The following is a 26,210-nucleotide window of genomic DNA, read 5'->3' as shown; positions in this document are numbered from 1 at the left end:
ACGTTTAGAGGAGCAACCGATGGCATCGAACGTGTACGACAAGCTGAAGGAACTCGGCATCGAACTGCCCGCCGCGGGCGCGCCCGCCGCCGCTTATGTGATGAGCGCGCAAAGCGGCAACACCGTGTATCTGTCCGGCCATATCGCGAAGAAGGACGGCAAGGTGCACGCCGGCAAGCTCGGCCACGACATCACGACGGAAGAAGGCAAGGCCGCCGCGAGGAGCGTCGCCATCGATCTGATCGCGACGCTGCATGCGCATGTCGGCGATCTGAACAAGGTGAAGCGCATCGTCAAGCTGATGAGCCTCGTGAACTCGACGTTCGAATTCACCGAGCAGCACATCGTCACGAACGGCGCGTCGGAGCTAATTGCGGAAGTCTTCGGCGATGCCGGCAAGCATGCGCGCTCGGCGTTCGGCGTCGCGCAGATTCCACTCGGCGCGTGTGTCGAGATCGAAATGATCGCGGAAGTCGCTTAAGGCGCTTTCCGCTTCGGAACGAAACCCGACGCGCTCAGGCCGTCGGGTTTTTTTATGTCTCAACGACGCTGAAAAAAAATCATGTCCTCACGCACCGTACAGTTCAAGCAGGTCGATGTGTTCACGCCGGTTCCGTTCAAGGGCAACCCGCTCGCGGTGATCTTCGACGCCGAAGGTCTTTCGACCGAACGCATGCAGGCCATCGCGCACTGGACCAATCTTTCGGAAACGGTCTTTCTCCTGCCGCCGACCGATCCGCGCGCCGACTATCGCGTGCGCATTTTCACGACGGCGGTCGAACTGCCGTTCGCCGGACATCCGACGCTCGGCAGCGCGCACGCGTTGATCGACAGCGGCTACATGCCGAAGACGCCCGGGCGGCTGGTGCAGGAATGCGGCGTCGGTCTCGTGACGCTCGCCGAACGCGATGACGGCGAGTGGGCGTTCGCCGCGCCGCCCGCCACCATCGTGCCGCTGAACGCCGCGCAGAACGACCGGCTCGCCGCCACGCTCGGTTCGGCCGTAATCGATTTCAGCGCACCGCCCGCCGCCGTGAACAACGGCGCGCCATGGCTCGTCGTGCGCGTGCAGAATGCCGCGCAGTGCCTCGCGCTGACGCTGCAAGGCCAGGCGCGCGAATCGCTACAAACGCTCGTCGAGGAAGTCGGCACGCACGGCATCGCGGTCTACGGGCCGCATGAGCGCGGCGGACCGGCGACGTTCGAGCTGCGCGTGATCCTGCTCGGCGCGGAGAACATCGAAGACCCGGTGACGGGCAGCGCCAACGCGGCGCTCGCCACGCTGCTGAGCGCGCAAGGCAAGCGGCCCGGCGCGTCGTTTACGGTGCGTCAAGGCACCGTGCTTGGGCGCGAGGGCCGCGTGAACATCGCCTACGACGACGAAGCGAGCGGCGCGCAGGCGTGGATCGGGGGCGCTTCGGTAACTGTGATCGACGGCACTTTCTGCCTTTGAAACAATGACCTACGCGCGGCGGCACGGCCGCGCGTATACCCCCAAGCTGCGCCCCTTTCTTAATCTTCGAGGCTTCGTTAATATCTGAACAATCGGGGATGGCGCTTGCGGTTCATGTCCGCGGACGGTTTTGCGTCGTTAGGTGAACCGTCTGCGCCGCGGCGCAAACGTATGCTTCTAACCACACCGGACGCTCGTCGTTTCGCTCCTGACGGAGGTCGCGCGCTGCTGGACAACACGGCTCGCCGAACCGCCGTTGCGCTGCCTGCTGCTATGGTTCGGGCCGTGACCCGCGCCCCGGACAGTTTCTGTGCCGACCCTTCGCTGCGCGACGCACGCGCTCTATTCAATCGATTCGGCCGAACGACTCACGACATGCATCGCTTCATCCACTTCGCGCAGTTCGCAGCACGCCACGCGCTACGCGATCGCGCGTGCACGGACGCGTCATGAAGCGCATACGCACTCACGTCTTTTCGGACGCGCTTCGCGGCGCAGCCTCCACACGACGCCGGCGCGCGCTGCTCGCCATTCCCGTGCTCGGCAGCTTCGTGCTGGTGCTGCTGTGGGCGGTGATCTTCGCGCGGCTTTCGGTCGAGCGCGAAGCGACCACGCATGAATCGATGGCCTCCGCCGCCATCCTCTCCTCCGCGCTCGAACAGCACACCATCAAGGCGATTCATCAGGTCGATCAGATCACGCGCTTCGTCAAGTACGAGTACGAGAAATCGCCCGACAACTTCGATCTCGTCGCGACGGTCGAGAAAGGCGTCGTGCAGAGCGACACGCTCGTGCAGGTCTCGCTCATCGACGAATACGGCACGCTCATCGGCAATACGTCGGACCCGCATCCGAAGCCCATCGACCTGTCGGACCGCGAGCACTTCAAGGTCCATGCGCATTCGAACGACGATCTGCTCTACATCAGCCGTCCGGTGCGCGGGCGCGTGTCGGGACAATGGACCCTGCAGATTACGCGGCGGCTCAATCACGCGGACGGCTCGTTCGCGGGCGTCGTGGTCGTCTCGGAGAATCCGACCTACTTCACGAACGACTTCTATAACGTTGCGTCGATCGGCCATGAAGGCGTGATCGCCGTCGTTTCGGATTCAGGCTCGGTGCTCGCGCGCAGCACCGCCGGCGGTCTCTCCGACAACGCCGCGACGCATGCCGTCGCGAAAGGCGGCGGCCCGGCCGAACGCGCGCACGCCGAATTCAGCGCGAGCGGCGTCTATCCGACGACCGATCACGCGTCGGGCATCTATGTCGATCCGATCGATCACGTGAAGCGCATCGTCTCGTACCGGCATATCGACGGCTATCCGCTCGGCGTGCTCGTCGGCCTCTCCGAGCGCGAGGAGATGACCGACTACAACCACACGCGCAACGTCTATCTGCTGATGGCGAGCTTTATCTCGCTCGCGATGCTCGGCTTCTTCGCGGTGGCGACGGGCCTCATCGGCAAGCTGCTCGGACGCGAGCGCGAGATGACGCATCTCGTCGAATACGATCTGCTCACCGGCTTGCGCAACCGCTATTCGACGCTGCGCGCGCTGCGTCAGGACGTGGCGCAACCGGAGAACATCGGGCGGCTCGCGCTGCTCTTCATCGACCTCGACAACTTCAAGACCGTCAACGACACGCTCGGTCACAACGCCGGCGACATCGTCCTGCAAATGACCGCGTCGCGGCTTGCGGAGACCGTGGGCCAAAGCGGCACGCTGTCGCGCATCGGTGGCGACGAGTTCGTCGTCGTCGTGAAGGGCGACGAAGTCGAGCAACGCGCCGTCACGCTCGCCGACGATATCTCGACCATGTTCGCCACGCCGTTCGACGTGCGCGGCAGCGCGTTCGTGCTGCACGCGAGCATCGGCATCGCGCTCTATTCCGTATCGAACGAAAGCGAAATCGATCTCTTGAAGAAGGCCGATCTCGCGATGTACAGCGCGAAGGACGCGGGCCGGAACTGCTATCAGTTCTATTCGCCGCAACTGTCGCATCGCGCGGATCATCTGATGAAGTGGGAGCAGCAACTGCGCGTGGCGCTCACGGAGCAGCAGCTTTTCCTCGTCTATCAGCCGAAGATCGACCTGACGCGCCGCTGCATCACCGGCTTCGAGGCGCTCGTGCGCTGGAATCATCCGCAGCACGGGCTTATTCCGGCCAATGAGTTCATTCCGGTCGCGGAGTCCACCGGATTGATCGTCGCGGTCGGCGACTTCGTGATTCACACCGCGTGCCTGCAGCTCGCGCAATGGCAGCGCGACGGTTACGCGGGGCTGTCGCTCGCGGTGAACATCTCGGCCGTGCAGTTCTGGCGCGGCGATTTGCTGGAGACGGTCGCGCGCGCAATCGAGGCGAGCGGCATTCCTCCGGACAAGCTGGAGCTCGAAATCACCGAAACCGTGATGGTGGAGTATCCGGAGCTGGTGCAGGAGAAGATCGTCGCGCTGAAGCGTCTGGGCGTGCGCATCGCGCTGGACGACTTCGGCACGGGGTATTCGTCGCTGTCGTATCTGAACCGCTTTTCGGTGGATACGCTCAAGGTGGACCGCTCCTTCATCCAGGCGATTCCGGAGGACCGGAGCGTCTGCGTGATGGTCTCGGCGATCGTCAATCTGGCGCGATCGCTGGGGCTGACCGTGGTCGTGGAAGGCACCGAGCGCGAGGAGCAGATTGCCTGGCTTGCGGCGCTCGGGCCGGTGGAAGCGCAAGGCTTCCTGTTCTCGCGGCCCGTGCCGGCGGATGGCGTGCAGGCGTTGCTCGATCGCTTCGGTGTATGCGGATGGCCGCGCGGGCAGGCGCCGCGCTCGCGCAAGGATGCCGGACGCGAATCGAACACCGCGCTTTCCGACGAGCGCGGCGGCTGATTCAGCGGTTCAGAAGCCGCGCGAAAGCACTGCCGTGCCGATCGTCACGACGCCGAGCACGAGATTGATCACGACGAGCCGTCGCACGGTGCCGACCGCGCGCGCGCCGTCGGGCCAGTTCTGCGCCTGCACGGCGCGGCGGATGCGCGGAAACACCGCGAAGCGGATATGCCCGAAGATCAGCATCATCACGATGCCGAGCCCGGCCATTGCATGCAGCGGCCACGCTGCGTGACCGCCGCCGAACTCCACGAGCAGAAAGCCGCCGGTGACGAGAATCACGAGCACCGAGGCGGCCACCCAGTTGAAGAAGCGCGCGAACACCGACTCCCACAGCGGCAAGCGTAGCTGCGGCGTGAGATCGCCGAGCGCGGGACGCAGGCAGAAATGCGCGAAGACCATGCCGCCTATCCAAACGGCTACGCCGAGCAAATGCAGAAAGAGCGCCGCTTCGATGGCTTTGTTCATTGTTTTCGTTTATTTCGAGTTTCGTTTATTTCGAATAAAATGGCGCACTACGCTCATTCAAGCGGGGCACGCCATGACACGAACTACCTTTCCCGACGTGAATCTGCCGGTCGAACGCGAAGTGCGGGCGGCAGTCGAGGGGCAACGCACACTCGCCACGTACCTGTCGACCAGCTTCGAGACACAGCGAATTCAGATCTTCGACGACAAGGACGAAGCGCATCAGATCGAGTTGCCGACATCGGCGCTTCGACTTCTGGTCGACATCCTCGCCGAACTCGCCGACGGCAACGCCGTCAAGATTGTGCCGGTTCATGCCGAACTCACGACGCAGGAAGCCGCTGACCTGCTCAACGTCTCACGGCCACATCTCGTCAAACTGCTCGACGCAGAAGCACTGCCGTTCCACAAGACCGGCAAACATCGGCGCATCCGCTTTGCCGATGTCATGCGTTATAAAGCCGAGCGCGACCGCACGAGCGAAGCAGCAATGAAGGCGTTGGCCGAGCAGGCACAGAGACTAGGAATGGACTACGAATGAAGAGTTCCCGATTCATAGTCATTTATGATGCTTGCGTGCTGTACCCGGCTCCCCTGCGCGACTTTCTCATGTGGCTCGGTCTGTCAGGACAGTTCCGGGCAAGATGGAGCCGGCAGATTCACGAAGAGTGGAAACGCAATCTCTTGAAAAACCGTCCCGACCTGACCAGAGATCAAGTCGATCGAACAGCCGAGCTAATGGACCTGGCGATTCCCGATGCGCTCGTCACCGGGCACGAGGACCTGATGGCCGGATTGAACTTGCCCGATGACGACGATCGCCACGTTCTGGCGGCCGCCATTCGCAGCGGCGCCAGCGTGATCGTCACGTTCAACGAGAAAGACTTCCCGGCGAGCGTGTTGAGCCCATTGGGTATTGAGACGCGGCATCCCGACGTGTTCGCCGATGAGCTGTTCGATCTTGCCCCGGCAGCCGTCATTCGTGCCGCGCAGCAGCAGCGCAAGCAACTGCGGCATCCTCCGCTGGAGCCGGAGCGGTTCATTGAAATTTTGCTGAAGCAGGGGCTGGTTCAGACGTGCAAATCGCTTGCACTGTACAAGGCGATCCTGTGAATCGCGGCGCAGTCGTAACCGCGCCGCGCCCCGTAACCCTCACCCCTCGAACACCGGCCGCAGATCCGTCACCTTCAACGACGAATCCGGCGCCCTTCCCTTCCTCGCCCGCTTGCTCAAATGCAGTTGCATCTGCGAACCCGCGAGCTTCTCGTCCCTCACTTTCCCGCCGCGTCCGGTGCCGATCATCACGACGCCGCGCGCATCGATCGCGAGCGCCTGACGCAAGGTCTCCTTCGGATCGAGCGCCATCAGAATCACGCCGCGGCCGCCGCCCGAGAGCGTCTTCATCTCGTCCATGCCGAACACGAGCAAACGCCCCGTGCTCGACAGACACGCCACATACGTCGCGCCGGGAACGACAGGCATCGGCGCGAGCGGCGCTGCGCCTTCGTCGATCGTCATGAACGCCTTGCCCGCCTTCTGGCGGCTGATCAGATCGCCGAGCTTCGCGACGAAGCCAAAGCCGTTGCTTGACGCCAGCAGCAGTTGCTGCTCCGCGTTCGCCGCGAAGTAATGCAGCAGATGCGTGCCCGATTCGAGCTCGATCAGCGACGTCACCGGTACGCCGTCGCCGCGCCCGCCCGGCAGCGCAGAAACCGGCACGGAATACACGCGCCCCTTGCTGCCCCACGCGACGAGCGAATCCGGCGTGCGCGCCTGGAAAGCGGCGTAGAGGCCGTCGCCCTGCTTGAACGTGAAGCCTGCCGGATCGAGCCCGTGGCCCTTGAGCGCACGCACCCAGCCCTTTTGCGACACGACCACCGTCACCGGCTCGTCGACGACACGCGCTTCGAACGTCGCGCGCGTTGCTTGCTGGATCAGCGTGCGGCGATCGTCGCCGAATTGCTTCGCGTCGGCTTCGATCTCCTTGATGAGCAGCCGCTTCATCGCGGCGTCACTGTTGAGCAGTTCTTCGAGCTTCGCCTTCTCTTCGCCCAGGTCCTTCAACTCCTGCTCGATCTTGATCGCTTCGAGCCGCGCCAACTGACGCAAGCGAATTTCGAGGATGTCTTCCGCCTGCCGGTCCGACAGGTTGAAGCGCGCGATCAGCGCCTGCTTCGGCTCCTCGCTTTCGCGAATGATGCGAATGACTTCATCGATATTCAGAAAGACGATCATCCGCCCTTCGAGAATATGGATGCGGTCGTTGACCTTGGAAAGACGATGCTGCGTGCGCCGCGTGACCGTCACGAACCTGAAGCCGACCCACTCGTGCAGAATTTCGACGATGCCCTTCTGACGCGGCCGGCCATCCACGCCGATCATCACGAGATTGATCGACGCGTTCGATTCCAGGCTCGTATGGGCCAGCAGCGTGTTGACGAACTCCGTCTGGTCGATGCGGCTCGACTTCGGTTCGAACACGAGCCGCACGGGGGCGTCCTTGCCGGACTCGTCGCGCACGGCGTCGAGCAGCGCGAGCATCGACTGCTTGGTCTGCAATTGCTCGGGCGTGAGCGTCTTCTTGCCGAGCTTGATCTTCGGGTTGGTCAGTTCCTCGATTTCTTCGAGCACCTTCTGACCCGACGTGTTCGGCGGCAATTCGTTGATGACGAGTTGCCACTGCCCGCGCGCGAGCTCTTCGATCTTCCAGCGCGCGCGCACCTTGAGCGAGCCGCGGCCGGTTTCGTACGCCGCCGAGATGTCCGCCTGCGACGAGATGATCTGCCCGCCGCCCGGAAAGTCCGGTCCGGGCAGCTTTTCCATGAGACCCGCGTGACCGATCTTCGGATCGCGGATCATCGCGACGGCCGCCGCCGCCACTTCACGCAAGTTGTGCGACGGACATTCCGTCGCGAGACCGACCGCGATGCCCGATGCGCCGTTCAGCAGCAGGAACGGCAGACGCGCGGGCAACAGCTTCGGCTCTTCGAACGAGCCGTCGTAGTTCGGCATGAAATCGACGGTGCCCTGATCGATTTCATCGAGCAGGAGGCGCGCGATCGGCGTCAGGCGCGCTTCGGTGTAGCGCATGGCCGCGGCGCCGTCGCCGTCGCGCGAGCCGAAGTTGCCCTGACCGTCGATGAGCGGATAGCGCATCGAAAAGTCCTGCGCGAGACGCACGAGCGCGTCATACGCCGACTGATCGCCGTGCGGATGGTACTTGCCGAGCACGTCGCCGACGACGCGCGCCGATTTCACGGGCTTCGCGTTGGCGGCGAGGCCCATTTCGCTCATCGCATAGAGAATGCGGCGCTGCACGGGCTTCTGGCCGTCGCTGACATCGGGCAGCGCGCGGCCCTTCACCACGCTCACCGCGTAGTCGAGATACGCGCGTTCGGCGTAGTCGCCGAGGGTGAGTTGTTCGCCGTCCGGTGCGGTCTGTTCGGCGAAGAGATCGTCTGTGATTCCCATCGATTAATCCGTTGTGCGTTGCTTCAAGCCGAGCTCAGATGTCCGCTTCGACTTCGTTGCCTTTCTCTTCGAGCCAGCTTCGGCGCGACGCCGCTTCGCCCTTGCCCATCAGCATCGTCATGCGCGAGACGGTGAGGTCGAAGCCGAGTTCACCGAGCGCGACCGGCAAAAGGCGCCGCGTGTCGGGGTTCATCGTCGTGTCCCAAAGCTGTTCCGCGCTCATTTCGCCCAGGCCCTTGAAGCGGCTGATGGTCCATGCCGTTTCGCGCACGCCGTCCTTGCGCAGCTTGTCGAGGATCGCTTCGAGCTCGCCTTCGTCCAGCGCATAGAGCTTCTGCGCGGGCTTCTTGCCGCGCGCGGGCGCATCGACGCGAAAGAGCGGCGGCCGCGCGACGCACACATGGCCGCGCTCGATCAGTTGCGGGAAGTGCTTGAAGAAGAGCGTCAGCAAGAGCACCTGAATGTGCGCGCCGTCGACGTCCGCATCGGAAAGGATGCAGATCTTGCCGTAGCGCAGATTCGAGAGATCGATCTGATCGTCCGGACCATGCGGATCGACGCCAATCGCGACCGCAATGTCATGCACTTCGTTGTTCGCGAAGAGACGATCGCGCTCGGTTTCCCACGTGTTCAGCACCTTGCCGCGCAGAGGCAGAATGGCCTGAAATTCCTTGTCGCGGCCCATCTTCGCGGAGCCGCCCGCCGAATCGCCTTCGACGAGGAAGAGTTCGTTGCGCGCGATATCCGTCGATTCGCAGTCGGTGAGCTTGCCCGGCAGCACGGCCACGCCCGAACTCTTCTTCTTCTCGATCTTCTGGCCCGCGCGCGTGCGCGCCTGCGCCTGACGGATCACGAGTTCCGCGAGCTTCTTGCCGTACTCGACATGCTGATTGAGCCACAACTCCAGCGCCGGCCGCGAGAACGACGACACCAGCTTCACCGCGTCGCGGCTATTCAGCCGTTCCTTGATCTGCCCTTGAAACTGCGGATCGAGCACCTTCGCCGAAAGCACGAAGGACACGCGCGCGAACACGTCTTCCGCGAGCAGCTTCACGCCCTTCGGCTGCAGGTTATGAATCTCGACGAAGTTCTTCACCGCCTGAAAAAGCCCGTCGCGCAGGCCGGATTCGTGCGTGCCGCCCGCGGGCGTCGGAATCAGGTTCACATACGATTCACGCAGCAGCGGCCCTTCCTCGCTCCACGCGACGACCCACGACGCGCCCTCGCCTTCCGCGAAAGTCTCTTCAGTGTTCTTCGAGCTTTCGGCATAGCGCTCGCCTTCGAACAGCGGAATCAGCAGTTCGCTGCCGCCCATGCCTTCGAGCAGATAGCCGCGCAGGCCGTCTTCGTACTTCCACGTCTGACGTTCGCCCGTTTTCTCGATGACGAGCGCCACTTCGACGCCCGGCAGCAGCACGGCTTTCGAACGCAAAAGACGCTGCAATTCGCCGAGCGGCAGATTCGCGGAATCGAAGTACTTCGGATTCGGCCACGCACGCACGCGCGTGCCGCTCTTCTTCTCGCCGCGTTCGGGAGCGCGCGTGCTGAGTTCCTCGATGACATCGCCATTGGAAAACGCGAGTTGCGCGACCTTGTTGTCGCGCCAGACGGTCACTTCGAGACGCGTGGCGAGCGCGTTCGTCACCGAGACGCCGACGCCGTGCAGGCCGCCCGAGAACGTGTACGCGCCGCCCGCGGCCTTGTCGAACTTGCCGCCCGCGTGCAGCCGCGTGAACACGATCTCGACGACCGGCACGCCTTCTTCCGGATGCAGGCCGAAGGGAATGCCGCGGCCGTCATCATCGACGGAGACGGAGTTGTCGTTATGCAGCGTGACGGTGATCTGCTTGCCGTAGCCGCCGAGCGCTTCGTCGGAGGCGTTGTCGATCACTTCCTGGATGATGTGCAGCGGGTTCTCGGTGCGCGTGTACATGCCGGGCCGCTGCTTGACCGGCTCCAGGCCCTTGAGCACCTTGATCGATGCTTCGCTGTAGCCGGCTGCCTTGGCGTTCATGACAGGACGTTTGCCTCGTTCCGTTCCTGCCGCCATTGCGCTGGATTTTTTCGTGGACATAGTTGAACGTTGATCCGGCTTCTCGGGCGTTCTCGCGGGAAATGCCACAACGTGACGCCCGGCGAAGCCGACGGATGCTTGATGAATGTGCCTGGCCGGATGCCTCATGAGCGAGGCGGAAAACCGCCCGCCGATCCGAGCCGCGCTAGGAGAATAGCGGTTTTCGCCCGCCGCGCCCACCTCGGCGGCAAAAACGCGCTGCGCGCGCGAACCCTCCCCATTCACGAAACCGACACGCGCGCGGCGTGCCAGCGTGCTTATTTGCGCTTCGCTTCCAGCTCTTCCCAGCGTTCGAGGGCGACGAGCAATTCCTCTTCGATCGCCGCATGACGCTCCGACAGACGCGCGCCCTCTTTCGCGTCCTTCGCGAAGATCGAGCCGTCTTCGAGTTGCGCGCCGATCGTCTTCTGCTCGTTTTCCAGCTCGGCGATGCGCCCCGGCAGCGCCTCCAGCTCGCGCTGCTCCTTGAACGAGAGCTTCACGGTGCGCTGCGCGTTGCGGCCCGCCGCGCTCTCCTTCGGCGCGTCGTCTTTGGGCGCTTCCTTCGCGGTCTGACGCGCCGCCTCTTCCGCGATGCGCTCCGAACGTTCGCGCTGAATCTGCCAGTCGGAGAAGCCGCCGACATACTCGCGCCATGCGCCGCCGCCTTCCGCCGCGAACACCGAAGTCACGACGTTGTCGAGGAACGCCCGGTCGTGGCTCACCAGCAACACGGTGCCGTCGTAATCCGCGAGCAGTTCTTCGAGCAGTTCGAGCGTCGGAATGTCGAGATCGTTGGTGGGTTCGTCGAGCACGAGCACGTTCGCGGGGCGTGCGAACAGGCGCGCGAGCAGCAGACGGTTGCGCTCGCCGCCCGAGAGCGAGCGCACCGGCGAGCGCGCACGCTCCGGTGCGAACAGGAAGTCGCCGAGATAGCTCATGACGTGCTTTTTCACGCCGTTCACTTCGACCCATTCGCTGCCGGGGCTGATGGTGTCGGCGAGCGACTTGTCGAGATCGAGTTGCGCGCGCATCTGATCGAAATACGCGGCCTGAATGTTGGTGCCGGTGCGCACGCGCCCTTCGTCGGGCTGAAGTTCGCCGAGAATGAGTTTGAGCAGCGTGGTCTTGCCCGCGCCGTTCGGGCCGACGAGACCGATCTTGTCGCCGCGCATCACGGTCGCGGTGAAGCTGTCGACGATCGTGCGTTCGCCGAAGCGCTTCGTCACCTCGGTCAGCTCCGCGACGATCTTGCCCGACTTTTCGCCCTGTCCGACGTCGAGCTTCACGTTGCCTTGCACGTTGCGGCGCTCGGCCCGTTCATTGCGCATTTCCACGAGCCGCGCGATGCGCCCGACGCTGCGCGTGCGCCGCGCCTCGACGCCCTTGCGAATCCACACTTCCTCTTGCGCGAGCAGCTTGTCGAACTTCGCCTGTTCGACCTGTTCGACTTCGAGCTGTTGCGCCTTGCGCGTCTGATACGCGCTGAAATTGCCCGGATACGACAGCAATCGCCCGCGATCCAGTTCGACGATGCGCGTGGCCACGCGATCCAGAAACGCGCGATCGTGCGTGATGAACAGCAGCCCGCTGCGCAAGGTGACCAGCAGTTCCTCGAGCCAGCGGATGCCGTCGAAGTCGAGATGGTTGGTCGGCTCGTCGAGCAGCAGCACGTCCGGCTGCACAACGAGCGCACGCGCCAGCGCCACACGCTTTTTCATGCCGCCGGACAGGTCGCCCGCGCGGGCGTCGCCGTCGAGGCCGATCTGCGCGAGCGTGGTCGCCACGCGCGTGCGCCAGTTCCACGCATCGCGCAGATCGAGCGCCGATTGCAGCGCGTTCATGCGCGCGAGCAGCGCGTCGTGCTGCGCGCCTTCGGGCGTGTCGGCAAGCGCGTGCGCGACGGCGTCGTATTCGTCGAGCAGCGCGCGCGCGTCGGTCAGGCCGGAGGCGACGACATCGAACACGGAGGCGTCGAGATCGAACTCGGGCTCTTGCGGCACGTAGACGGTCGTAAGCTCGCTCTGACGCGTGACGAGGCCGTCATCGGGCGCGGCGAGGCCCGCGACGATCTTCAGGAGCGACGACTTGCCGGCGCCGTTGCGGCCGATCAGCCCGACGCGCTCGCCCGCTTCCAGCGAGAAATCGGCGTGGTCGAGCAATGCGACGTGGCCGAACGCGAGCTGCGCGTCCGTGATGGAATAAAGCGACATGGGAAAACCAGATGAATGGCGAAGAACCGGCGGCACGCATGCCAGCCGTTGGAAGCGCCCATTGTACCGGGCGCGGCGCGCGCCACTGCATCGTCCGGAAGGGATAGGCCTGACGGCATGGCGGCGCCCCGGCCGCCATGCGCGTCATCGATTACTGTTTGACATGCACCTTGATGGTCTGGCTCATTTCCGGCCCGTAAGAGCGATGTGCGCCGTCGGCGAACTGCATCGTCAGCGTGTGATCGCCGGGCGGCAGCTTCACGTCGGCTTCGGTCTGGCCCTTGCCGTAGTGCAGGTTTTTGTCGTCCATCGGGATGACCGTGCCTTTCGGAATCGGCTTTTCGTCGATCAGCAGATGATGATGCCCCGTGCCTTCGGTCATCGTGCCGGCCGGCGCGACCGACATGCCGTCGACGCCGAATTTGACGTGCACGGGACTCGTGACGGTCGCGCCGTCCTTCGGCTCGACGAAATAGACGCGCGCCTGCGCGTGCGCCGCGCCAGCGAACGACAACAGAATTGCGCCCGACAGCATCGCACTCAAGAGCTTTTGCTTCATTGTTTTCTCCGTGTTGTGAAACCGGTCGATGGCGCGAAATCGGCGCCGAAATCCCCGAAAAGCATACACCGGGCTTTCGGACGCGCGTATCCGTACCATCCTGCGCCCGCAATATGACATGGCGCAGCGCGGCGCGCCGTTCGGGGAACGATCGCGCCAATTCCTGTAAGATGCCGTCTCGCCGCGCGCCGGGTTGTCCTCTGGCGCACACGGTCCGTTTATTTCTTTCGAATCAAGAGTCTGTCGTGAGCGAAGTCATCGAATACAAAAGCTGGGTCTGCCTGATTTGCGGCTGGATCTACAACGAGGAAGAAGGCCTGCCGGACGAAGGCATCGCCGCCGGAACCCGCTTCGACGACATTCCCGCCGACTGGCGCTGCCCGCTGTGCGACGTGGGCAAGGCCGATTTCGTCGTCGTCGAATTCTGATCCACGCCGCCGCGTTTCAGTTCGCTTTTCAGCGCGCCACCGCGATCAGCTCGCGGCTCGCTTCGCCCACCGGCGCGCGATTCCAGTCTCCGTACCAGTCGATCGTCGCGAAACCCGCGCCGGTCAGCATCTGCGTCAGCTCGTCGAGCGTGCGAAAGCGCAGTTCGCTCGTCGCGCTGAGCGTCTCCCCGGCCATGTTCGTTGCCGGCTCCGGCATGAAGCGATAGTGCGTGGTGAACGCCGCGCGCCCGGTCGCGAGCGGGTCCGGCGCGGCGTGCCGCTCGTGCCAGACATCGACCGCCCTGCCGTCCGGCGCGACGACGCGCCTCGCGGACCGCTCCGGCGTCCAGTGCTCCCACGCGCGCGCCGACGGATTGCGGCTCTCGAACGCGATCGCACCGCCGGGGCGCACCGCGCGGCGCGCGGCCGCGAGCGTCGCGGCGAGCGCCGCATCGTCGAGAAACACTTGCGCGACGTGCCCCGTCATCACGAGCAGATCCGCCGCGCCGACGAATGGCAGCGCGCTCGCATCGCCTTCGATCCATGTCACCGTGTCGCCGTGCGCCCGCGCGCGCGCCACGCTCAGCATGTGCGGCGACGGATCGATGCCCGTCACGCGATGACCGCGCTTTGCCAGCTCGCACGCGAGCAGCCCCGTGCCGCAGCCGAGATCGACGACATGCCGCGCGGATTGCGCCAGCGCGAGATAGAACGCCGTATCGTCGGCGAACGGATTGAGGGTGTCGTATAGCGCGACGAGACGCGGATCGTCGTAGCGCATCAGCGGCTCTGATACGCGAGCGCGTCGCGCAACGGCTGGCTGCCGACCATGATCGGGCCGCTGAACGGCGTATCGAGATCGAGGATCACGAGCACCGCCGACGCGATCGAGAGCGCCCCGAGCATGATCGTCACGAGCGAGAGCGCGTTGCGCGGCGCGATCAGCCCGAAGCACAGAAAGATGATGAGCAGCCACCCGACGAGAATGCGGTCGAACGGATAGGAGATCGAGCCGTGCGCCTCTTCGACCAGCTTCCAGCGCTGCGCGATGAGTTGCTCGAAGCGCGCGGTGGCCTCGGCGGCGAGCTGGCGATGGTAGTCATCGCGCGGTCGCAGCATGCGCACGTCGTGTTGGGCGCGGCTCAACAGCGCGCCGAGCGTCGCGTTCGCGAGGCTGTCGTCCTTTCCTGACGGCTCGACTTTCGGATAGTCATCGCCCGGCGGCGGCGTTTCGCGCGGCCACGTGCTCGCGATCGCCGCGGCGGTGTAGGCGCGCAACAGCTTGCGCGCCGGATCGAGCTCGCCGCCGTAGTCGCGCATCGTGCGGTCGAGCTCGATGATCGAGGTCGCGTAGCCGCGCATGTCGGTATTCGTAGTGTCGAAAATCGTTTTCGCCGATGCGGTCAGAAGACCGAGCACGAGCGCCGCGAACGTGACCAGCATGCCGACGAGCAACTGGACCAGTTGCACCGTTTCCTGCGCCTTGTGCTCCTCGGGCAAGAGCGGCCGCACGATCGCGCCGAGGCCCGTGCTGGCGAGCAGGAGGATGAAAACGAGCACCGCGGATTCGATTTCGGTCATGAACGCATGAGCCGTGGAGGCGAGTCTCAGGTCGTCGCATTATCGGCGCGAAGGGGCTTACGATTCAATGCCGGATCGTGCGCGAGCGCGATGAAGGCGCTCGTTGCCGCGCTTCGATACGCGCCTTTGCGCAGCAACAACGCGGCGGTTCGCTGCGGCAGCGCCGGCTCCAGTTCCACGAGACACAGTTCGCGGTGCTCGCGCGCGATCGCGGCGGGCAGCAGCGTCGCCAACGTGCTGCGACGCACGAGCTCGATGACCGCGCTGATCGAATTGACCTCCATCGCAATACGCGGCGCAACGCCGTGCTGCCTGCAATACCGGTCGATGTAGTGCCGCGTCGCGAATTCTTCGTTGAGCAGGACGAGCGCTTCACACTCGAACTCGCGAAGCGTCAGCGCGCCGCGCTTTTTCGCATACGGATGCGACTTGCCGATCACCATCGCCAGCGCCTCGACGAAAAGCGCCTGTGTCTCGATATCGGGAGAGTGCGTGTCGCTGAATGCGATGCCGACATCGAGCGCGTCTTCATTCAGCAACGCCTCCAGGCGCTCCTGCGGCATTTCGCGGATGTTGAGCGTGATGTTCGGATAGCGGTGGTTGTACGCCTGCAGCAGCGGGCCGATCAGATAGGCCGTGAAGGTCGGGGTCATCGCGAGGCGCAGTGAACCGCGCGTCAGGTCCCGCACGTCGTGGATGGCCCGCTGGCCCGCTTCCAGATCCTGAAGCGCCCGCTGCGCGTAAAGCAGATAGGCGGCGCCGGCGTCGGTCAGCTGGATCGTCCGTCCGGAACGGTCGAGCAATTGCGCGCTCATCGCATCCTCCAGTTGCCTGATCTGTTGCGACAGCGTCGGCTGCGACACGTGCAGCGCCTCGGCCGCCCGCGTGAAATTGCGGTGTTCCGCGACCGCCAGAAAGTAACGGATGTGCCGGAGCAGCATGGTTCCCTCCGAACTATTGGTGCTGCCTATGGGAAGAATAAGAAACCGGTCTTGGACACTATAGCTCGCCCGGCGCATTCTTCATCCATCGATTCCCGACACGCACACTGAGATGGAGCGGAACATGCAAGACATCATCGACGGCTTTCTGAAGTTTCAGCGCGACGCGTTCCCCAAGCGCTCCGAGCTTTTCAGGCAACTGGCCACCAGCCAGCATCCAAAAACCCTGTTCATTTCCTGTTCGGACAGCCGCCTCGTGCCCGAACTCGTCACGCAGCGCGAGCCCGGCGACCTGTTCGTGATCCGCAACGCCGGCAATATCGTGCCGTCATACGGCCCGGAACCGGGCGGCGTGACGGCAACGGTCGAATACGCGGTCGCGGCGCTCGGCGTAACCGATGTGGTGATTTGCGGCCACTCCGACTGCGGCGCGATGACGGCCATCGCCACCTGCAAGTGCCTGGACCATATGCCGGCCGTGCGCAACTGGCTGCATTACGCGGACTCCGCGAAGGTCGTCAACGAGGCGCGTGAGCATAAGAGCGAGCGCGACAGAGTCGACTCGATGGTCCGCGAGAACGTGATCGCCCAGCTCGCCAACATCAAGACGCATCCCTCCGTGCGGCTCGCGCTCGAACAGGGACGTCTGAGCCTGCACGGGTGGGTGTACGACATCGAGACCGGCTCGATCGACACGCTCGACGGCGCGACCAACCGGTTCGTCTCGCTCGCTGAACATCCTCATACGTGCGCAACCCCGGCCCGGCTCGATCTCGCAGCCTGACCCACCGTTTTCCACTCACACTCGATTCGATCGAAAGGAGCATCGTCATGACGCAATCCATTTCCAGCCAGGCCCCCCGTCAAGCACTGACCGACATCATCATCGACGCGAAGGTTCGCAAGAACCTGACGTTCGAGCAGATCAATGAAGGCACGGGTTTGAGCATCGCCTTCGTCACCGCCGCCCTGCTCGGCCAGCACCCGCTGCCGGCCAAGGCCGCGCAAGTGGTGGCCGACAAGCTCGAACTCGGCGAAGACGCCGTTCGCCTGCTGCAAGCCATCCCTGTACGCGGCAGCATTCCGGGCGGCGTGCCGACCGATCCGACGATCTACCGGTTCTACGAAATCGTGCAGATCTACGGATCGACGCTGAAGGCGCTGGTTCATGAGAAGTTCGGCGACGGCATCATCAGCGCGATCAACTTCAAGCTGGACATCAAGAAAGTGGACGATCCGGAAGGCGGCTCGCGCGCCGTGATCACGCTCGACGGGAAGTATCTGCCGACCAAGCCGTTCTGATGCAGCGGTGGGGAATCATCTTGGACAAGGTGGATTCCCCAATTTTTGATTAGCAATACGTATTGTATTTAAAGGCCCGTATAGATCGAGATTTCCGATATCGCTGGGAGGTGGGTGAGAGAGCGGCGTGGACGCGCCGGGTTTTCCATGGAAAACCCTTTTTGCAGGCACGTTGATGGTGATGACGATTTCGCCGAATCTCGCGAAATCAATTTGGTCCCCCCGGCAGGAATCGAACCTGCATCTAGCGCTTAGGAGGCACTCGTTCTATCCATTGAACTACGGGGAGCGGACCGCGCCCGCGCGATGCGTCGGCGAGCGAGCGCAGAGTATAGCAAACGCGCATGGCGGCTTCCGGTTCGGCATGAACAAATTCGAACGCTGCGGCGCGCATCGAAAAAAACACGCGCTACATGCGGGTTTGTCCCTATCAAGTCTCGCCGAATCGCGCCGCCATCGGAGTAATGAACCCATTTCCCGATATCAAGCCGCAGGGCGCGTTTTCGGCGTTGCTGGCGGACCAGGACCTGACGCACCTCGAACTGGTGTTACGTCGTTCATTGTCGTGCGATCTGGGCGGCCCGTTGCTGCCGCCTTCGTACTGGCGCGCGCGGCTCGCCTCGATCATGCGCCAGTCGCATCTCTCGCACACGCAGATTCAGACCGTGCACCGGCTGTATCTGTATATCGATGCCTTCGAAGCCGCCGGGCGCGCGCGCGAGGAAGAGCTCAGCCGGGAACGCGCACGCGTCGCCAGCGAAAAATCACACAGCGCCTGACAACCTGACGCGTTTCCGTTTCTAAGCCGCCTGCCGCGCACGCTGCTGCTGTTGCGCGTGCGCCGCGAGTCGCACGGCCGCGTTGGCCGCGCCGTAGCCATCGTAACCGCCGCGCCGCTCGATCACTTCCAGGAAGAAACGCTGGTCGAGCTGCTCCGTGTACGCGTGGAAGAACTCGCCGCCGCGCTCGTCGCGATCGTAGAGGATGTTGTGCTCGCGCATCTGTTCGATCTGCTCGTCGGGCAGGCCGAAGCGCGCGACCAGATCGTCGTAGTAGTTGCGCGGGATGCGCAGGAACTTCACGCCATCGGCTTCGAGGCGAGGAATGGCGTCGAAGATATCCGGCGTGCTGAACGCGACGTGATTCAGCCCCGAGCCGCGATAGGTCGACAGCGATTCGGCCACCGCCGTATAGCGGTCCACCGATGCGTTCAGCGCAATGCGCACGGAACCGTCGCGGCTGCGCACCGCGCGGCTGCGAACGAGGCCGTACGGATCGGGCACGAGCACGGCCGGCTCAGTCTCGAAGCCGAACGCGCTGCGGAAGAACAAGACCCACGTATCGAGCGCATCGGCGGGCAGCGAGAGGCACACGTGATCGATGCGCGACAGCGGCCCCACTTCATAAGGCCCGTCGATATCCGTCAGATTGAAGTCCGACTCCCAGAGCGTCGGGCCGCCCTTCGCTTCGTCGACGAAATAATCGAGACTGCCGTCGGGCGACTGCACGCCCGGCACGACGCGCTCGTTCGGGCCGACGCGCCCCGAAAACGGCTGCGAGCCGTACGCCGCGGCGCGCTCGAAGGCGAGCTTCGCATCATCGACATGAAACGCCGACGCGCACAGCGACAAGCCGTGCTTCTGAAAGAACGCACTCGCGAACGAGTCGGCTTCGGCATTGAGCACGATGGAGCCCGCGCCGTGCCGGTACAGCGCCACATCCTTCGAGCGATGCTTGCCCGCGAGCCTGAAGCCGAGCCTGCCGAGCCATTGCGCGAGATGCTCGCGCGTGGAATCGTCGACGGCGAATTCGAGGAACTGGAAGCCGATGTGCTCGGGCGGCGCGGGCGGATTGAAGAGTTCCGGCGGCGCCTTGTCTCCCATCAGCGCGCGCGTCTGCTCCTCCAGAAAACGCAGCGAGCGATGGCCGTCCGCCGCCGTGATCGCGGTCGGCGCGGCGCGAAAACCATCGTTGAAAATTTCCAGCGAGAGCGGCCCCTTGTAGCCCGATTCGAGCACGCGCGCCGTGAAGCCCGCGACATCGAACGCGCCCTGCCCCGGAAAGCATCGATAGTGACGGCTCCATTCGAGCACGTCCATCGCGAGCACGGGCGCATCGGCAATCTGCACGAACGCGATGCGCTCGCCCGGAATCGACGCGATCTCGTCCACCGAATCGCGGATCGACAGCGTATGGAAGGTGTCGAGCGCGAGACCGAGGCTCGGATGATTCACGGCATCGACGAGCTTCCACGCGTGCTTGTACGAATTGACGTAGCGGCCCCACGCGAGCGCCTCGTACGCGACGATCACGCCGGCCTCTTCCGCGATTTTCGCGAGCACGCCGAGCTGATCGACGAGCAGCGCGTCGTCGCGAATGGTGTCCGGCGACACGTTGCTGCACACGAGGATGCGGTCCGTGCCGAGCTCGTGCATCAGCTCGAACTTGCGTTTGGCGCGCTCGACATTCTTCGCGAGCCGTTCGGCGCTCACGCCGTCGAAATCGCGAAACGGCTGGAACAAATAGATTTCGAGGCCAAGGTCGGCACACATGCGGCGCACATCGGCGGGCGTGCCGTCGAAATACAGCAGATCGTTCTCGAAAATCTCGACGCCGTCGAAGCCAGCCGCCTTGATGGCGCGCAGCTTCTCGGGAAGCGTGCCGCTGATGGATACCGTCGCGATGGAAGTCCGGATTGAACGCAGCATCGCTGCCTCCTCGTAGCAATTCAGTGAATGCGGGATGGATGCGGTGCTTTCCAGTGTAGGACGTCCGTACGGCAGACGCGCGCAATCCATGTCATTCTGCGAGATCATAACAAACTAACTAGACCGTACAAATTAGTGAAAACACGAACCGACAAGGCTCGCGCGTGCGTTCACACTGCGCGTATTCAATTTCGCACTGCAACAACAGTGCACCGTGCCGGAGCGCTCGCATGACCAACAAGACTTCGTATCTCATCGGCCTGATCGGATCGGGCATCGGCGGCTCGCTCACGCCCGCCATGCACGAAAAGGAAGGCGCCCATCTGGGGCTCAATTACGTCTACCGGCGCATCGACCTGCAGGCGCTCGCGCTGGAACCGTCCGCCCTGCCCGATCTGCTCGTCGCGGCCGAGCGCATGGGCTACGACGGCCTGAACATCACGTATCCGTGCAAACAAAGCGTGATCCCGTTGCTCGATGACCTCGACCCCGACGCCCGCGCGCTCGGCGCCGTCAACACGGTGGTGCTGAAGGACGGCAAGCGCATCGGCTACAACACGGACTGGTCGGGCTTCGCGCGCGCGTTCCAGCGCGGGCTGCCGGGCGTGCCGCTCGAACGCGTCGTGCAGCTCGGCGCGGGCGGCGCGGGCGCGGCCGTCGCGCACGCGGCGCTCACGATGGGCGCACGCGAACTCACGCTGTTCGATTCGGACGATGCGCGCGCCGCCTCGCTCGCCGCCGAACTCGCGGCGCGCTTTCCGGACCGCGTCGTGAAAAGCGGCGGCGATCTGCGCGACACGCTGGCGTCGGCGAGCGGGCTCATCCACGCGACGCCTACCGGCATGGCGAAGCTGCCCGGCCTGCCGTTGCCGGCGGATTATCTGCACAAGGAATTGTGGGTCGCGGAGATCGTGTATTTCCCGCTCGAAACGGAACTGCTGAAGGCGGCGAAAGCCATCGGCTGCCGCACGGTGAGCGGCGGCGGCATGGCGGTGTGTCAGGCCGTCGATGCGCTGCGCATCTTCACCGGCCGCGAGCCGGATGCCGAGCGCATGTTCGCGCACTTCCAGAGCTTGCTGGAAAGCTGATTCATCGATTGCAATAGACAACGGCGACCTCGCGAGAGCGTCGCCGTTTCGTCATTGGCGCGATAAAAACGTCAGCCGTCGCGCCGCATGTAGCGCAGCACCGCATCGACGATCATCTCGCGATGACGCGCCCGCGCACGCGGCCCCGACGGATCGCGCCCGAACGCCGCGCCCCACGTGTGACGGTTGCCCACGCGGTGAAAGCAGAACGAGCTGATCATCAGATGCAGGTCGATCGGATCGACGTCGTCGCGAAACTTGCCCGCCGCGACGCCGCGCGCGATGAGATCCTCGATGGTCTTCACGACAGTCGAATTGCGCGCCTTGAAGGTCTTCGACTGCTCGATGTACTTCGCCGCGTGAATGTTTTCGATCGTGACGAGACGCACGAAATCGCGATGCTTGTCGTGATAGTCGAACGTGAAGCCGATGAATTCGCGCAGCGCTTCTTCCGGGTCCATTTCCGCGAGCTGCAACTCCTGTTCGAGCGCGCGGATATCGCCGTACACCTGCTCCAGAACCGCCTCGTACAGCCCTTCCTTGCTGCCGAAGTAGTAGTACAGCATGCGCTTGGTGGTGTTGGTGCGCTCCGCGATGGCGTCGACGCGCGCGCCCGCGAGTCCCATCGCCGAGAACTCCTGCGTGGCGATGTCGAGAATGTTCCGCTTGGTCTCCTCAGGATCGTACTTGCGGCGCCCTTCCGCTGTGGTCGACGAGGGCGCGGCAGGGGCGGCCTTGCTTCCTTTTTTCATTTTTCTGTCTGAGAACGGCGTTGAGAATCGATTCTAGCACGGGCTATATAGGCATCTTTAGCGTCGGCGGCATTCGATTCGGGCTACGTCACCTATAATTTTTCATCCCCGCAAACCTATACGAATCCAATGCGCACCAAGCTCCCTGCACTCCTCTGTCTGACGGCGTGGTGTTCCTTCGCGACCGCGCAGACGGCCATGCCGCCCGGCCATCCGTCCTCGAAGCAACTGATGGCGGCCGAAGGCGTCATGACGAGCGCGAACATCGCGCGCGGCGCGGCGGACGTGTGTCATCTCGATGCCGCGAAGATCGCGCGTTTTCGCGACGTCGTTCGCCGCAGCTATCCCGACGCACCCGATTTCGACGGCGAATGGAAGCTCGGCCTCGCACAGGCGCAACCGACCGTCGAGCGCTTCGAGAAGCTGAAGACGAGCAATCCCGCCGAGTACAAGAAGGAGATCGGCGAGGCGTGCCCGGCGATCGATCGCGGCATGGACGAAGTCACGCAGCCGCAATAGTCGAGAACCTGTCACGCACCCGTCACTCGCCCTTGCCGTCGTAGTGCAAGCGCTTTTCGGCATACATCGCGGCATCGGCGCGTTGCAGCATCGCTTCGAGCCGCTCGCCTTCGTGCGCCGTGGCCGCGCCCATCGCGAAAGAAAGCGGCATGCCCGAATAGAACTGGTTGTTCACTTCGAGCAACTGGCGAATGCTCTCGATGACCGCCTCGCCGCCGCGCTCGTCGGTGCCGGGCATGAGTACCATGAACTCGTCGCCGCCGATGCGCGCCGCCTGAAACGGCTTTTCCACCGCCTTGCCGAGCACTTCGCCCGCGCGCCGCAGGAGCGCATCGCCGGCGGCGTGGCCGAGTTGATCGTTGACGGCTTTGAGCCCGTTCACATCGACCGCGATCGCCGTCACCGGGAACGGGCCCTTGCGTTCGAGCCGGTTGATTTCGTCGATGTAGAACGAGCGGTTCTTGAGCTTCGTGAGCACGTCGTGCTTGCCGAGGAATTCCAGATACGCCTCGGCCTTCTTGCGCGCGGTGATGTCGGTGAGCGCGACGAGCACGAGATCCCAGCGCGCCTCGTGCCCCGGAAACACCGAGAACTGCAAGTGCACGTGCACCTCGTTGCCGTCCAGCGAATAGTTGAGCACTTCGCGCTGATGAAAGAGCTTGCCGTCCCACAGATCGATCAGCTGTTCCTGGAAGTGCTGCTGCATGTCGTCGCGAAAGATCTCGGGCAGGCGCGCGAGCAGCGTCGCCTTGTCGTGCGCGGCGAACATGCGCAGCGTGTGCTGATTCACGTCGAGCACGTGAATCTCCTGCATGCAGCGTTCGACGAACTCCGGATGCACGTTCGTGAACGTGCGGAAATCGACGATGCCGCGCTCGCGCACGTCGTCGAGCAGCGCCTTCACGGAACTGAAATCCTCGACCCACAGCGACACCGGCGAATGCTCGAAGAGCCCGCGCGCGTAGAGCGCGCTCGCGGCCGCCGTGCGGCGCATCGCTTCGAGCTCGGTAATGTCTTCGATGGTGACGAGCACGCGGCTCCACGAATCTTCATGCCCCGGCAGGATGACGGCCTTGAGCAGCACGTCGAGGCGCTTGCCGTCGAGCGTGTAGTTGACCGTCTGGCTCACGAAACTTGTCTTGCCGGACCAGAGCTGGTCGAGCTCGTCGACGTGCGTGGTGAGCATGTCGTCGCGGAAGACGCGATCGACGTTCTGCACGAGATGATCGGCGTCCTTCGCGTTGAAGAGCGACAGCGTGCGGCGGTTGACCTTCACGATGCGAATGCGCGACGAACACTCCGCGACGCGTGCGGGATTCTCGGCGAGAAACGCGCGCAGATCGGCGACGCCCGCGGCGCGCCAGCGTTCGAACTGCTCACGCACGGCGCTGAAGTCTTCGAGCCAGAGCGAGACCGGCGCGAGGTCGAACATGTCGGCATCGTCCTCCGGCAGGCCCGCCGGCATGAATTGACCGGCAGCGCGGCGCGGGTCGTTGGGCATGATCGTCCTTTCGGCTCGCGCCGGCTGAATTCATCTCATTATTGTATCGCGCGTCGTATTTCCGGGGCCGAATCGCGGTCCGGAGGAACGCGCCGCCGCGGCGATTGTGCGCAAGCCGGATATCGGGGGCGGATGCTACACTCGATTCGCTATGCCCTCGCGATGCGCGCGCTTCCGGCGCGCAATGCGCGGGCACGTTTGCTGCACCGCCTGGCTGACCGCGGCATCACGCGGTCCGGTGCGCAGTGCCGCATCCATCCACATTGCAAGAAGAAGGAGGCACGACTCTCATGGCTGATTTCCGCATCTGGTCCGACGAATTTCCGGCAAACGGCTTCATGACGCGCGCGCAGGAATTCGACCAGCAAGCCTTCGGCGGCGCGGGCGACAACGTTTCCCCGGCGCTGCAATGGGAAGCCCCGCCCGCCGACACGCGCAGTCTCGCACTCACCGTCTACGATCCCGACGCGCCCACGGGCAGCGGCTTCTGGCACTGGATCGTGGTCAATATTCCGCCCGACGTGCGCTCGCTGCCGCGCAACGCCGGCACGGCGGACGGCGCGCTGCTTCCGCAGGGCGCGCTGCAGCTTCGCAACGACTACGGCACGGTCGGCTTCGGCGGCGCGGCGCCGCCGCGGGGCGACAAGCCGCATCGCTACATCTTCCGCATTCATGCGCTCTCCGCGGAGAACCTTCCGCTCGACGCCAGCACGACCAATGCGGTCGCGCGCTTCATGACGCATCTGAACGAGATCGATTCGGCCACCTACACCGGTCTCTACGAGCTGAAGTAAGCCTGCGGACGGGGCGCGGCTGCCGCGGCCGCGCCGACTCACAAGCCGTTTGAAAACGGCGCGGCATACAATGCGCCGCCCGCCACTTCCCGGTCATCGATGGATTCCGAACAAGGTTTGCCGCTGCCCCAGCGATACTGGGCCATTGCTGTCGTCGCGCTCGGCATCACGCTCTCGGTGCTGGACGGCGCCATCGCCAACGTCGCGCTGCCGACCATCGCGCGCAATCTGAACGCCTCGCCCGCCGACTCCATCTGGGTCGTCAACGCCTACCAGCTCGCCATCACCATTTCGCTGCTGCCGCTCGCTTCGCTGGGCGACCGCATCGGCTACCGGCGCGTGTACATGATAGGGCTCGCGCTCTTCACGGTTTCGTCGCTCGCGTGCGCGCTCGCGGGCTCGCTCGCCACGCTCACCATCGCGCGCGTGATCCAGGGCTTCGGCGCGGCGGGCATCATGAGCGTGAACACGGCGCTCGTGCGCGTCATCTATCCGCAGGACCAGATCGGGCGCGGCGTGTCCATCAACGCGACAGTCGTCGCCATCTCGTCGGTGATCGGCCCGACGGTCGCCTCGGGCGTGCTCGCCGTCGCGACCTGGCCGTGGCTCTTCGCCATCAACGTGCCGATCGGTCTCGCGGCGTTCGCGTTCGGCTGGAAGTCGCTGCCGCGCACGCCGGGGCATCGGCAGCCGTACGACTACATCAGCGCGATCATGAATGCGCTCTTCTTCGGCATCGCGATCGTCGCGGTCGATGGCTTCGGACATGGCGAGCATCGGCCGTATCTCGTCGGCGAAATCGTCGCGGCGGCGGTCATCGGCTACTTCTTCGTGCGGCGGCAACTCACGCAAAGCGCGCCGCTCCTGCCCGTCGATCTGATGCGCATTCCGGTGTTCGCGCTGTCGGTGGGCACGTCGGTGTGCTCGTTCTGCGCGCAGATGCTCGCGTTCGTGTCGCTGCCGTTTCTGCTGCAGGGCAAGTTCGGCATGAGCCAGGTCGAGACCGGCTTTCTGATGACGCCGTGGCCGCTCGTGATCGTGTTCGTCGCGCCCATCGCGGGCGTGCTCGCGGACCGGTATTCGGCGGGGCTGCTCGGCGGCATCGGCCTTGCGATTCTCACCGTCGGGCTCGCGTTGCTCGCGAGCGTCGGCGCGCATCCGGACGCATTCGACATCGCCTGGCGCATGGCCGTGTGCGGACTCGGCTTCGGTCTTTTCCAGTCGCCCAACAATCGTCAGATGCTCGCCTCCGCGCCGCGTCATCGCAGCGGCGGCGCAAGCGGCATGCTCGGCACCGCGCGACTCACGGGGCAGACGCTCGGCGCGGCGCTCGTCGCGCTGATCTTCGGCCTCGCGCCGCAGCAAGGCGCGGTGATCGCGCTCGCCGTCGCAGCGGTGTTCGCGGCCGCCGCCGCCGTGGTCAGCATGTTGCGCCTGACCGGCAAACGCAGCGTCGAGCCGGCCTGACGCGCCCCTCGCTAGGCACACCCCTTGCTGAAACTCCGGACA

At 64.3% G+C, this 26,210-nt stretch carries 24 protein-coding genes and 1 tRNA gene; 13 read left to right on the top strand and 12 right to left on the bottom strand.

Annotated features, from left to right (window positions below):
- Positions 1-19 precede the first annotated feature (19 nt).
- The 3 genes from AWB70_RS03865 (at position 20) to AWB70_RS03855 (ending at position 4,323) form a co-directional block, all read left to right on the top strand.
- Entirely contained in the window at positions 20-481 is a 462-nt protein-coding gene (locus tag AWB70_RS03865) for a RidA family protein (RefSeq protein WP_014190853.1), read from the top strand.
- An 81-nt stretch (positions 482-562) separates the two neighbouring features.
- Complete coding sequence (locus AWB70_RS03860) at positions 563-1,453, top strand: PhzF family protein (protein ID WP_053567750.1); 891 nt, start codon at positions 563-565, stop codon at positions 1,451-1,453.
- A 449-nt stretch (positions 1,454-1,902) separates the two neighbouring features.
- Positions 1,903-4,323, top strand: coding sequence for an EAL domain-containing protein (locus AWB70_RS03855; protein WP_053567749.1), 2,421 nt, complete (start codon positions 1,903-1,905; stop codon positions 4,321-4,323).
- A gap of 9 nt (positions 4,324-4,332) precedes the next feature.
- On the opposite strand, the gene AWB70_RS03850 is transcribed toward AWB70_RS03855, so the two are convergent.
- Positions 4,333-4,791 (bottom strand): CopD family protein, encoded by a 459-nt coding sequence (locus AWB70_RS03850; RefSeq protein ID WP_014190850.1) that lies wholly within the window; start codon positions 4,789-4,791, stop codon positions 4,333-4,335.
- 73 nt (positions 4,792-4,864) lie between these two features.
- Between AWB70_RS03850 and AWB70_RS03845 the strand changes: the two genes are divergently transcribed.
- Together AWB70_RS03845 and AWB70_RS03840 are read left to right on the top strand one after the other, a co-directional pair.
- A complete protein-coding gene (locus AWB70_RS03845) occupies positions 4,865-5,332 on the top strand; it encodes a helix-turn-helix domain-containing protein (protein ID WP_053567748.1) in 468 nt (155 codons plus the stop codon).
- Positions 5,329-5,904 carry a PIN domain-containing protein gene (locus AWB70_RS03840; RefSeq protein ID WP_053567747.1) on the top strand — a complete coding sequence of 192 codons (576 nt, stop codon included), beginning with the start codon at positions 5,329-5,331 and terminating at the stop codon, positions 5,902-5,904. The genes AWB70_RS03845 and AWB70_RS03840 overlap by 4 nt, the downstream gene beginning before the upstream one ends.
- Before the next feature lie 39 nt (positions 5,905-5,943).
- Here AWB70_RS03840 and parC read toward each other — a convergent pair whose 3' ends face one another.
- The 4 genes from parC to AWB70_RS03820 form a co-directional block, all read right to left on the bottom strand.
- Positions 5,944-8,262, bottom strand: coding sequence for a DNA topoisomerase IV subunit A (gene parC / locus AWB70_RS03835; protein WP_053567746.1), 2,319 nt, complete (start codon positions 8,260-8,262; stop codon positions 5,944-5,946).
- A gap of 34 nt (positions 8,263-8,296) precedes the next feature.
- Positions 8,297-10,276: a DNA topoisomerase IV subunit B gene (locus tag AWB70_RS03830; RefSeq protein ID WP_014190847.1), complete on the bottom strand. Its 1,980-nt coding sequence runs from the start codon at positions 10,274-10,276 to the stop codon at positions 8,297-8,299.
- A gap of 317 nt (positions 10,277-10,593) precedes the next feature.
- Positions 10,594-12,528: an ATP-binding cassette domain-containing protein gene (locus AWB70_RS03825; RefSeq protein ID WP_053567745.1), complete on the bottom strand. Its 1,935-nt coding sequence runs from the start codon at positions 12,526-12,528 to the stop codon at positions 10,594-10,596.
- 151 nt (positions 12,529-12,679) lie between these two features.
- Complete coding sequence (locus tag AWB70_RS03820) at positions 12,680-13,087, bottom strand: DUF4399 domain-containing protein (protein WP_014190845.1); 408 nt, start codon at positions 13,085-13,087, stop codon at positions 12,680-12,682.
- A gap of 245 nt (positions 13,088-13,332) precedes the next feature.
- Here AWB70_RS03820 and AWB70_RS03815 point away from each other — a divergent pair, with 245 nt between their 5' ends.
- Positions 13,333-13,515, top strand: a complete 183-nt coding sequence (locus tag AWB70_RS03815) for a rubredoxin (RefSeq protein ID WP_041730228.1) — start codon at positions 13,333-13,335, stop codon at positions 13,513-13,515.
- A gap of 28 nt (positions 13,516-13,543) precedes the next feature.
- Here the strand turns inward: AWB70_RS03815 and AWB70_RS03810 are convergent, their stop codons facing one another.
- From AWB70_RS03810 to cynR, 3 genes are read right to left on the bottom strand one after another with little or no spacing between them, the layout of a single operon-like run.
- Positions 13,544-14,296, bottom strand: a complete 753-nt coding sequence (locus AWB70_RS03810) for a class I SAM-dependent methyltransferase (RefSeq protein WP_053567744.1) — start codon at positions 14,294-14,296, stop codon at positions 13,544-13,546.
- On the bottom strand, positions 14,296-15,096 hold the full coding sequence (locus AWB70_RS03805) for a bestrophin-like domain (RefSeq protein WP_053567743.1): 801 nt from the start codon (positions 15,094-15,096) through the stop codon (positions 14,296-14,298). Before AWB70_RS03805 ends, AWB70_RS03810 begins: the two co-directional genes overlap by 1 nt.
- A gap of 26 nt (positions 15,097-15,122) precedes the next feature.
- Positions 15,123-16,037: a transcriptional regulator CynR gene (gene cynR / locus AWB70_RS03800; protein WP_053567742.1), complete on the bottom strand. Its 915-nt coding sequence runs from the start codon at positions 16,035-16,037 to the stop codon at positions 15,123-15,125.
- Positions 16,038-16,161: 124 nt separating this feature from the next.
- Between cynR and AWB70_RS03795 the strand changes: the two genes are divergently transcribed.
- Positions 16,162-16,821 carry a carbonic anhydrase gene (locus tag AWB70_RS03795; RefSeq protein ID WP_014190840.1) on the top strand — a complete coding sequence of 220 codons (660 nt, stop codon included), beginning with the start codon at positions 16,162-16,164 and terminating at the stop codon, positions 16,819-16,821.
- Between the two features lie 47 nt (positions 16,822-16,868).
- Entirely contained in the window at positions 16,869-17,339 is a 471-nt protein-coding gene (gene cynS / locus AWB70_RS03790; RefSeq protein WP_053567741.1) for a cyanase, read from the top strand.
- Between the two features lie 214 nt (positions 17,340-17,553).
- Here the strand turns inward: cynS and AWB70_RS03785 are convergent.
- Positions 17,554-17,628 (bottom strand) — tRNA-Arg (locus AWB70_RS03785).
- A 175-nt stretch (positions 17,629-17,803) separates the two neighbouring features.
- Between AWB70_RS03785 and AWB70_RS03780 the strand changes: the two genes are divergently transcribed.
- A complete protein-coding gene (locus tag AWB70_RS03780; protein WP_053567740.1) occupies positions 17,804-18,118 on the top strand; it encodes a hypothetical protein in 315 nt (104 codons plus the stop codon).
- 21 nt (positions 18,119-18,139) lie between these two features.
- Here the strand turns inward: AWB70_RS03780 and AWB70_RS03775 are convergent, their stop codons facing one another.
- Positions 18,140-20,035 carry a bifunctional sugar phosphate isomerase/epimerase/4-hydroxyphenylpyruvate dioxygenase family protein gene (locus AWB70_RS03775; protein ID WP_053568100.1) on the bottom strand — a complete coding sequence of 632 codons (1,896 nt, stop codon included), beginning with the start codon at positions 20,033-20,035 and terminating at the stop codon, positions 18,140-18,142.
- 242 nt (positions 20,036-20,277) lie between these two features.
- Between AWB70_RS03775 and AWB70_RS03770 the strand changes: the two genes are divergently transcribed.
- The gene (locus tag AWB70_RS03770) at positions 20,278-21,135 is read left to right on the top strand and encodes a shikimate dehydrogenase (protein WP_053567739.1); all 858 of its coding nucleotides are present in this window, start codon (positions 20,278-20,280) and stop codon (positions 21,133-21,135) included.
- 71 nt (positions 21,136-21,206) lie between these two features.
- Here AWB70_RS03770 and AWB70_RS03765 read toward each other — a convergent pair whose 3' ends face one another.
- On the bottom strand, positions 21,207-21,887 hold the full coding sequence (locus AWB70_RS03765) for a TetR/AcrR family transcriptional regulator (protein ID WP_014190834.1): 681 nt from the start codon (positions 21,885-21,887) through the stop codon (positions 21,207-21,209).
- A 129-nt stretch (positions 21,888-22,016) separates the two neighbouring features.
- Here AWB70_RS03765 and AWB70_RS03760 point away from each other — a divergent pair, with 129 nt between their 5' ends.
- The gene (locus AWB70_RS03760) at positions 22,017-22,406 is read left to right on the top strand and encodes a hypothetical protein (RefSeq protein WP_143281607.1); all 390 of its coding nucleotides are present in this window, start codon (positions 22,017-22,019) and stop codon (positions 22,404-22,406) included.
- 22 nt (positions 22,407-22,428) lie between these two features.
- Here AWB70_RS03760 and AWB70_RS03755 read toward each other — a convergent pair whose 3' ends face one another.
- Positions 22,429-23,907: a sensor domain-containing diguanylate cyclase gene (locus AWB70_RS03755; RefSeq protein WP_082378036.1), complete on the bottom strand. Its 1,479-nt coding sequence runs from the start codon at positions 23,905-23,907 to the stop codon at positions 22,429-22,431.
- Positions 23,908-24,197: 290 nt separating this feature from the next.
- On the opposite strand from AWB70_RS03755, the gene AWB70_RS03750 reads away from it, so the two are divergent.
- Together AWB70_RS03750 and AWB70_RS03745 are read left to right on the top strand one after the other, a co-directional pair.
- On the top strand, positions 24,198-24,701 hold the full coding sequence (locus tag AWB70_RS03750; protein ID WP_053567738.1) for a YbhB/YbcL family Raf kinase inhibitor-like protein: 504 nt from the start codon (positions 24,198-24,200) through the stop codon (positions 24,699-24,701).
- A 99-nt stretch (positions 24,702-24,800) separates the two neighbouring features.
- Positions 24,801-26,168 carry an MFS transporter gene (locus AWB70_RS03745; RefSeq protein ID WP_014190830.1) on the top strand — a complete coding sequence of 456 codons (1,368 nt, stop codon included), beginning with the start codon at positions 24,801-24,803 and terminating at the stop codon, positions 26,166-26,168.
- Positions 26,169-26,210 lie beyond the last annotated feature (42 nt).

Source organism: Caballeronia cordobensis, assembly GCF_001544575.2.
Lineage (GTDB): Bacteria > Pseudomonadota > Gammaproteobacteria > Burkholderiales > Burkholderiaceae > Caballeronia > Caballeronia cordobensis.
This window is presented reverse-complemented; position numbering and strand designations above follow the sequence as displayed.